This window comes from Methylobacterium sp., from assembly GCF_019750675.1.
Lineage (GTDB): Bacteria > Pseudomonadota > Alphaproteobacteria > Rhizobiales > Beijerinckiaceae > Methylobacterium.
Genome location: NZ_JAIEOF010000066.1, coordinates 1 through 7,397 on the forward strand (window position 1 = coordinate 1; position 7,397 = coordinate 7,397).

Sequence of the window (7,397 nt, forward strand, 5' to 3'; positions counted from 1 at the left end):
GAAGAGAAGCTGCGCTTCGCCATCCGTGAAGGCGGACGCACCGTCGGCGCCGGCGTCGTCGCCGCCATCAACGAGTAGTTCGAACTCCACCGGGCGGCCTTCCCGGTCGCCCGAGCGGCAACGAACGTGACGCGGCGCCCCGGCTCAGCCCGGGGCGCCGTCGTCGTTTTACGGGGCTCACGCAGGCGGCCCGCACCGCAGCGCAGGTTCTTCGCTGACGACGCGGTTTGACCATTGCGAAGCCGTCTCGGCCGGTCTATAGCAGCGCCGCGGCGGAGGACTCGTCCTCCGCATAGGAGTGTAGCTCAACTGGTCAGAGCGCCGGTCTCCAAAACCGGAGGTTGCGGGTTCGAGTCCCTCCACTCCTGCCATTTGGCCGCGTCAGACCTGTCGACCCTCCCCGCCCTCTTCCTTTCCAGTAGATCGCTACCTCGCGACGTCAGGCCGGGCGCAGTCGACAAGCCCGGCGACTTGCGTTAGAGCGGTCGCCTTCCGAGATCGATGAAGGTCGTCGATGCAGGCTCCTCCCCGGAGCCGCCGCATGGCGCTTTCCCGAAGCTCGGGCCGATCTCCCTGTTGTTGGCGCCATGGCATCGAACGAAGCATCGAAGAACGTGGATCTCGCGCGCACCCCGCAGCGCGGTTCCGCCACGCCGACGCCCCCGCGGGCGACCCCGCCCGTGCGCCCCGCGCAGAAGCGCGTCGGCCCGGCAGAGTTCCTGGCCCAGGTTCGCGACGAGGGCCGCAAGGTCACGTGGCCGAGCCGCAAGGAGACCGTCGTGACCACCGTGATGGTGTTCATCATGGTGGTGGTGGCGAGCATCTTCTTCACGGTGGTGGACCAGGCGCTGCGCTATCTCGTGACCCTGATCCTCGGGGTCGGCGCCTAACAACTTCTCGGCCTGGGCACGCTGCGGCGCGATCGGGCTGACTGACGTCAGGATTTGGTGAGAACCGTGTCGAAGCGCTGGTACATCGTCCACGCCTACTCGAATTTCGAGAACAAGGTCGCGCAGTCCATCAAGGATCAGGCGGCCCAGCGTGGCCTGATGGAGCTGTTCGACGAGGTCATGGTCCCGACCGAGAAGGTCGTCGAGGTGCGTCGCGGCCGCAAGGTCGATGCCGAGCGCAAGTTCTTCCCCGGCTACGTCCTGGTGAAGTGCGACCTGACCGACGAGGTCTACCACCTCATCAAGAACACCCCGAAGGTCACGGGCTTCCTCGGGGCCGACAAGTCGAAGCCGGTTCCGATCCCGGATGCCGAGGCCGAGCGCATCAAGGGTCAGGTCGCTGAAGGCGTCGATCGTCCCAAGCCCTCCGTCTCCTTCGAGATCGGCGAAACGGTTCGCGTCTCCGACGGCCCCTTCGCCTCCTTCAACGGCACCGTCGAGGAGATCGACGAGAGCCGGTCGCGCCTCAAGGTCGCCGTGTCGATCTTCGGCCGCGCCACGCCGGTCGAACTGGAATACGGCCAGGTCGAGAAGGTCTGACACGACGCAAGTTCGGGCGAGCCGCCAGCAGCTCGCCCTTCGATGTTCCGCTCGGCTCCGGCCGCGGCGCGAAACCACCGTCCTCCGCGACGGTGTCACACGCGGGAGGCCCGCCCGGTTCGCCGCCGGGACGCACGGACCGCACCGCGACCTGCAACCGCCCGTCCCACCTGCGCTGAGGCCAGCCGGGTGCCGGGCATTCTTTGGGAGCAGTCCCTATGGCAAAGAAGATCACGGGCTACGTGAAGCTTCAGGTTCCGGCCGGCGCCGCGAACCCGTCGCCGCCCATCGGCCCCGCGCTCGGTCAGCGCGGTCTCAACATCATGGAATTCTGCAAGGCCTTCAACGCGAAGACCTCTCAGATCGAGAAGGGCACCCCGATCCCGGTCGTCATCACGGCGTACCAGGACCGCTCCTTCACCTTCGAGATGAAGCAGCCGCCGGTCACCTTCTTCCTGAAGAAGGCCGCCGGCCTGAAGATCGGCAAGAAGCCGGCTTCCGGCTCGAAGACCCCGGGCAAGGGCCCGACCGTGGGCAAGGTGACCGAGGCGCAACTGCGCGAGATCGCCGAGAAGAAGATGCCCGACCTGAACTGCGACTCGGTTGACGCCGCCGTCGCCATGATCCGTGGCTCCGCGCGGGCCATGGGCCTCGACGTCGTCGCTTAAGGGGAGGGCACAATGGCACACGAAGGCAAGCGCATCCGCGCCGCCCGCGAGGGCATCGACGCGCTCAAGCTCTATCCCATCGACGAGGCGATCAAGCTCGTGAAGGAGAAGGCCAGCGCCAAGTTCGACGAGACCGTCGAGATCTCGATCAACCTCGGCGTCGACCCGCGCCACGCTGACCAGATGGTCCGTGGCGTCTGCAACCTGCCCAACGGCTCCGGCCGTACGGTGCGGGTGGCTGTGTTCGCCCGCGGCGCCAAGGCGGATGAAGCCAAGGCCGCCGGCGCCGACATCGTGGGCGCCGAGGACCTCCTCGAGATCGTCCAGAGCGGCAAGATCGAGTTCGATCGCTGCATCGCGACCCCGGACCTGATGCCCCTCGTCGGCCGTCTCGGCAAGGTGCTCGGCCCGCGCGGCCTGATGCCGAACCCGAAGGTCGGCACCGTCACCATGGACGTGAAGGGCGCCGTCGCCGGCGCCAAGGGCGGTTCGGTGGAGTTCCGCGTCGAGAAGGCCGGCATCATCCATGCCGGCATCGGCAAGGTCTCGTTCGATGCCGACAAGCTCGTCGAGAACATCAAGGCGTTCGCCGACGCTGTGGCAAAGGCCAAGCCCGCCGGCGCCAAGGGCCAGTACGTTCAGCGCGTCGCCGTGACCTCCTCGATGGGTCCGGGCGTCAAGGTCGAGCCCTCGACGGTGCTCACCGCCTGATTCACGCCCTTCGCGTGGACGAATAGGAAACGCCCGGCCTCACGGCCGGGCGTTTTTGTTTGCGCTCAAGCCCGCCAGAACGGCTTCCAGCCTTCCACAGGCGCATCGCGACACCCCGCTGCGCGGCCCCTAACTCCAATCCCGTCCTTCAGAGCCCGCTCAGCGACACAATGAGCGCCGAGCGCCGCGGAGCAATCGCCCGGCTGCTCGCCGCACACGACCTCGTCTGCATCGAGGACGCGGTCTACGGCTCATCCGCGAGCGCCTTCACGGTCGGCCCCGCCACCCCGCCGAACGGCGTCCGCCTCGCTCTCGGCTCCCCGCCGCTGGCGCGGCTCGGCACCGGGCTCCAGATCCTGCGGAGCCTGGCCCTGAACGGGGACGAGGCTCACGTGGAATAGGAGGCGCGCCCGTTCAAACACGCGTGATGGCGCTCAGCCCCGCGCCCTCACCGAGTGGGGAAGCCTCCGAAAAGACCCGAGAAAACAACACGTGAGGGTGACGCCTTCGCGGATGCCTGTGCTAGGTATGCTCCCATGCGATGCACCCTCTCCGTGATCTCGAAGCGACGCATCCTGTGCGTCTTTCCCGCCTATACGCCGTCCTTCGGGACCTTCTCTCACGCCTACCCCCTGATGGGCGGCGTGAAGGCCTTCATGCCGCCCCAGGGGCTGCTGCTGATCGCAGCCTACATGCCGGAGACCTGGGAGTACCGGTTCATCGACGAGAACATCACCCGGGCGGGACCGGCGGACTTCGCCTGGGCCGACGCGGTGTTCGTGTCCGGCATGCACATCCAGGCCCCGCAGATCCGGGACATCTACGCGCGGGCGCACGCGGCCGGTAAGGTCACGGCACTGGGCGGTCCCTCGGTCTCCGGCTCCCCCGAGCAGTACCCCGAATTCGACTACCTGCACATCGGCGAGATCGGCGACGCCACCGACGAACTGGTCGCGATCCTCGACCGGGACGTCTCGATCCCGGCGAGCCAGGTCCGCCTGGAGACCAAGGAGCGCCTGCCGCTCTCGGACTTCCCGGCCCCGGCCTACGAGGCTGCCCCGCTCAAGCGCTACCTCATCGGCTCGCTGCAATTCTCGTCCGGCTGCCCCTATCGCTGCGAGTTCTGCGACATCCCGCAACTCTACGGCCGTCAGCCCCGCCTGAAATCCCCCGAGCAGATGCTCGCGGAGCTCGACGCCATCGTGGCCCAGCCCGGCCATCCGGCCGTGGTCTACTTCGTCGACGACAACTTCATCGGCAACCGCAAGGCCACGAAGGACATGCTGCCCCACCTCGTGGCGTGGCAGAAGAAGAACGACTACCCGCTTCAGTTCGCCTGCGAGGCGACGCTGAACATGGCCAAGCAGCCCGACATCCTGGAGCTGATGCGCCAAGCCAACTTCATGACCGTCTTCGTCGGCATCGAGACCCCGGAGGAGGACGCCCTTGCGGGGATCGACAAGAAGCACAACGCCGCCGTGCCGATGTACGAGGCGATCGAGACGCTCAACAACTTCGGCCTTGAAGTCACTTCGGGCATCATCCTCGGCCTCGACACGGATACCGACCAGTCCGAGCAGAAGCTGATCGACTTCATCGACAAGTCGGCGGTGCCGGTGCTGACGATGAACCTGCTCCAGGCCCTGCCGAAGACGCCGCTCTGGGACCGGCTGACCCGCGAGGGCCGGCTGACCCACGATGCGGCGCTGGAATCCAACGTGCTGTTCAAGCGTCCCCACGACGACGTGGTGGCGAGCTGGCGCCGAGCCATCGCCCATGCCTACGAGCCCGAGAACCTGTTCGCGCGCTTCCGCTACCAGGTGGAGCGGACCTACCCGCACCGGATCAAGACCCCGACCAAGGGGAAATTGACCCGGACCAATCTGCGACGCGGCCTGATCCTGGGCTTCAACATCGCGGTGCGGGTCGGACTGCTCTCCGATTATCGCGGCGTGTTCTGGCGGGCCGCCGGCCATGCCCTGCGGCGCGGACAGATCGAGGCGGTGTTCAACATGGGCTTCGTCGCCCACCACCTCATCCGCTTCACCCGCGAAGCGCTCCGAGGGGAGCACAACGCCTCGTTCTACGCGGCGAAGGCCGATCAGAAGCGCGCGGCGCGCGAGCCGTGGTGGCGCGTGGCGCGCAAATTCCTACCCGTGTAAACTCCTGCCCGTGTAAGTTCCTGCCCGTCTAAGTTCTTGCCCGTAGAAGTTCTTGCCAGTCTGAATCCGGCTCGCCCGGGGCATCATGCGGCGCGGGCGGAGTGCGCCATGTCAGGGGCGCGGCATCACGGCCGTGACCGGCGGATGCTGGTCCGAGGCGTCAAGCGAAAAGCGCTGTCCGCGGCGCTTTTCTCGGGTCGGGGCACTTGGCAGGCTGCTTGCAAGGCTCTATAGACCCCCTCAACGTTTTCATACATGCGAAAGGAATCGACCGCTGGTCGTATTCCCTTTGAGAGATCGTCTGGGCAACCAGGCGGTATTGGCCGGAAGGCTTTGCGGGGCATAAAACCCCCTCTGAGCTTCGTCCGGTCATGTCCTGTCCGAGACTGCAGGCGCCGGGTCACCGGCTTAATCCGCAAGCCTGCACAGACTGGGAAGACCGAAATTCTACTGCTCTCACCCGGTCCGCCGTGCGGACAGGGTCAGGCATCGGTTTGAACCATCTCACCCGTGTCGTCCACCCGTTCCGGGGGGCGATGGGGGACAGGGCCGTGAAGCGTCGCCAAGGACGTTCCGGCTTCTCGTTAAGCCGAGTTCCGTCCCGGGCGGCATGTGCAACCGGCGGACCCATCCTCGGGTTCCGCCAACCGGAGAGAGCCCCAGTGGACAGGACAGCCAAAGCTGATCTCGTCTCGACGCTCAACGGCGTGTTCGCGAACACCGCCGTCGTCGTCGTGGCCCACTACAAGGGCCTCACGGTCGCCGACATGCAGAAGCTGCGCTCGCAGATGAAGCAGGCCGGTGCCACCGTGAAGGTCACCAAGAACCGCCTCGCCAACATCGCTCTCGATGGCACGGACGTCGCCTCCATCAAGCCCCTCCTGAAGGGCCCGACCCTGCTCGCCTATTCGAGCGATCCGGTCGCGGCCGCCAAGGTTGCGGTGGACTTCGCCAAGGTCAACGATAAGCTCGTGATCCTCGGCGGCGCCATGGGCACGACCGCCCTGAACCCGGACGGTGTGAAGGCGCTCGCCTCGCTCCCGTCCCTCGACGAACTGCGCGCCAAGATCGTGGGCCTGGTCCAGGCTCCCGCGACCAAGATCGCCCAGGTCGTCAACGCACCGGCGGCCAAGCTCGCCCGCGTGTTCGGGGCCTATGCCACCAAGGACGAGGCTCAGAGCGAAGCGGCCTGAGGCCGCATCGCCCTTTTCAACCCATCCGTTCAAACCGATCTACGAAGGAATACCAACATGGCTGATCTCGCCAAGCTCGTCGACGACCTGTCCTCGCTGACCGTTCTCGAGGCCGCTGACCTCGCCAAGATGCTCGAAGAGAAGTGGGGCGTCTCGGCTGCCGCCGCCGTCGCCGTGTCTGCCGGCCCCGCCGCCGGTCCGGCTGCCGCCGCCGAGGAGCAGACCGAGTTCACGGTCATGCTCACCGCCGCCGGCGACAAGAAGATCGAGGTCATCAAGGAGGTCCGCGCGATCACCGGCCTCGGCCTCAAGGAAGCCAAGGACCTCGTCGAGGGCGCCCCGAAGGCCGTCAAGGAGTCCGTCAACAAGGAAGAGGCCGAGAAGCTCAAGGCCCAGCTCGAGAAGGCTGGCGCCAAGGTCGAGCTCAAGTAAGACTCTTCCGGTGGGCCGCACCGGCCCATCCGCTTCCGTCGGGTCCCTCCGGACCTGACGGCCCCCAAGGCCCGCGGGTTCACGCCCGTGGGCCGAGGTCGCTTGCAGCGACCCGACCGGCCCGCGCGAGGGCCACGAGTTTTTCAGTTCGGGTGGGCGTCGTCCGGCGGGGCGGGCCCATCGCCTGGTTGCGGGAGGCGTAAGGCCTTCCCCGGGCACCCGGTACGCGGGACGTAGGAGCGAGGTCACCCATGGCCAACACGCTGGTCGGTCGCAAGCGGATTCGCAAGTTCTTCGGCAAGATCAAGGAAGTCGCCGAGATGCCGAACCTCATCGAGGTTCAGAAGGCATCCTACGACCAGTTCCTGATCATGGACGAGCCGGAAGGCGGACGGGGCGACGAAGGCCTGCAGACCGTGTTCAAGTCGGTGTTCCCGATCTCGGACTTTTCCTCCACGGCGCTCCTCGAATTCGTGAAGTACACGTTCGAGCAGCCGAAATACGACGTCGACGAGTGCCGCCAGCGCGGCATCACCTTCGCGGCCCCGCTCAAGGTCACGCTGCGCCTCATCGTGTTCGATGTGGACCCGGACACCGGCGCCAAGTCCGTCAAGGACATCAAGGAGCAGGACGTCTACATGGGCGACATGCCCCTGATGACGGAGAACGGCACCTTCATCGTCAACGGCACCGAGCGCGTCATCGTCTCGCAGATGCACCGCTCGCCGGGCGTGTTCTTCG

Annotated in this window: 8 protein-coding genes, 1 tRNA gene and 2 pseudogenes; all 11 read left to right on the plus strand. The window is 66.5% G+C overall.

The window, feature by feature from the left end; all coding sequences use genetic code 11:
- Positions 1-78, plus strand: a pseudogene (locus K2X24_RS03460) (elongation factor Tu); the annotation flags it as partial.
- Between the two features lie 216 nt (positions 79-294).
- A tRNA-Trp gene (locus K2X24_RS03465) sits at positions 295-371 on the plus strand.
- Between the two features lie 216 nt (positions 372-587).
- Complete coding sequence (secE, locus tag K2X24_RS03470; protein WP_292494667.1) at positions 588-890, plus strand: preprotein translocase subunit SecE; 303 nt, start codon at positions 588-590, stop codon at positions 888-890.
- A 66-nt stretch (positions 891-956) separates the two neighbouring features.
- Positions 957-1,490 carry a transcription termination/antitermination protein NusG gene (gene nusG, locus K2X24_RS03475; RefSeq protein WP_056218143.1) on the plus strand — a complete coding sequence of 178 codons (534 nt, stop codon included), beginning with the start codon at positions 957-959 and terminating at the stop codon, positions 1,488-1,490.
- Between the two features lie 218 nt (positions 1,491-1,708).
- Entirely contained in the window at positions 1,709-2,158 is a 450-nt protein-coding gene (gene rplK, locus K2X24_RS03480) for a 50S ribosomal protein L11 (RefSeq protein WP_018044245.1), read from the plus strand.
- A gap of 12 nt (positions 2,159-2,170) precedes the next feature.
- Positions 2,171-2,869: a 50S ribosomal protein L1 gene (gene rplA, locus K2X24_RS03485; protein ID WP_292494680.1), complete on the plus strand. Its 699-nt coding sequence runs from the start codon at positions 2,171-2,173 to the stop codon at positions 2,867-2,869.
- A 170-nt stretch (positions 2,870-3,039) separates the two neighbouring features.
- A complete protein-coding gene (locus tag K2X24_RS03490) occupies positions 3,040-3,270 on the plus strand; it encodes a hypothetical protein (RefSeq protein ID WP_292494682.1) in 231 nt (76 codons plus the stop codon).
- A 135-nt stretch (positions 3,271-3,405) separates the two neighbouring features.
- The gene (locus K2X24_RS03495) at positions 3,406-5,031 is read left to right on the plus strand and encodes a B12-binding domain-containing radical SAM protein (RefSeq protein ID WP_292494684.1); all 1,626 of its coding nucleotides are present in this window, start codon (positions 3,406-3,408) and stop codon (positions 5,029-5,031) included.
- A 662-nt stretch (positions 5,032-5,693) separates the two neighbouring features.
- Complete coding sequence (gene rplJ, locus K2X24_RS03500; protein ID WP_244008523.1) at positions 5,694-6,224, plus strand: 50S ribosomal protein L10; 531 nt, start codon at positions 5,694-5,696, stop codon at positions 6,222-6,224.
- A 57-nt stretch (positions 6,225-6,281) separates the two neighbouring features.
- Positions 6,282-6,656, plus strand: coding sequence for a 50S ribosomal protein L7/L12 (rplL, locus tag K2X24_RS03505; protein ID WP_292494687.1), 375 nt, complete (start codon positions 6,282-6,284; stop codon positions 6,654-6,656).
- Between the two features lie 251 nt (positions 6,657-6,907).
- Positions 6,908-7,397 (plus strand): annotated as a pseudogene (locus tag K2X24_RS03510) (DNA-directed RNA polymerase subunit beta); the annotation flags it as partial.

Excerpts from the sequence above, each read along its gene's own strand:
- K2X24_RS03495 (WP_292494684.1), top strand. The coding sequence starts at position 3,406 with ATGCGATGCACCCTCTCCGTGATCTCGAAGCGACGCATCCTGTGCGTC.
- rplA (WP_292494680.1), top strand. The coding sequence starts at position 2,171 with ATGGCACACGAAGGCAAGCGCATCCGCGCCGCCCGCGAGGGCATCGAC.
- rplL (WP_292494687.1), top strand. The coding sequence starts at position 6,282 with ATGGCTGATCTCGCCAAGCTCGTCGACGACCTGTCCTCGCTGACCGTT.
- secE (WP_292494667.1), top strand. The coding sequence starts at position 588 with ATGGCATCGAACGAAGCATCGAAGAACGTGGATCTCGCGCGCACCCCG.
- K2X24_RS03490 (WP_292494682.1), top strand. The coding sequence starts at position 3,040 with ATGAGCGCCGAGCGCCGCGGAGCAATCGCCCGGCTGCTCGCCGCACAC.
- rplK (WP_018044245.1), top strand. The coding sequence starts at position 1,709 with ATGGCAAAGAAGATCACGGGCTACGTGAAGCTTCAGGTTCCGGCCGGC.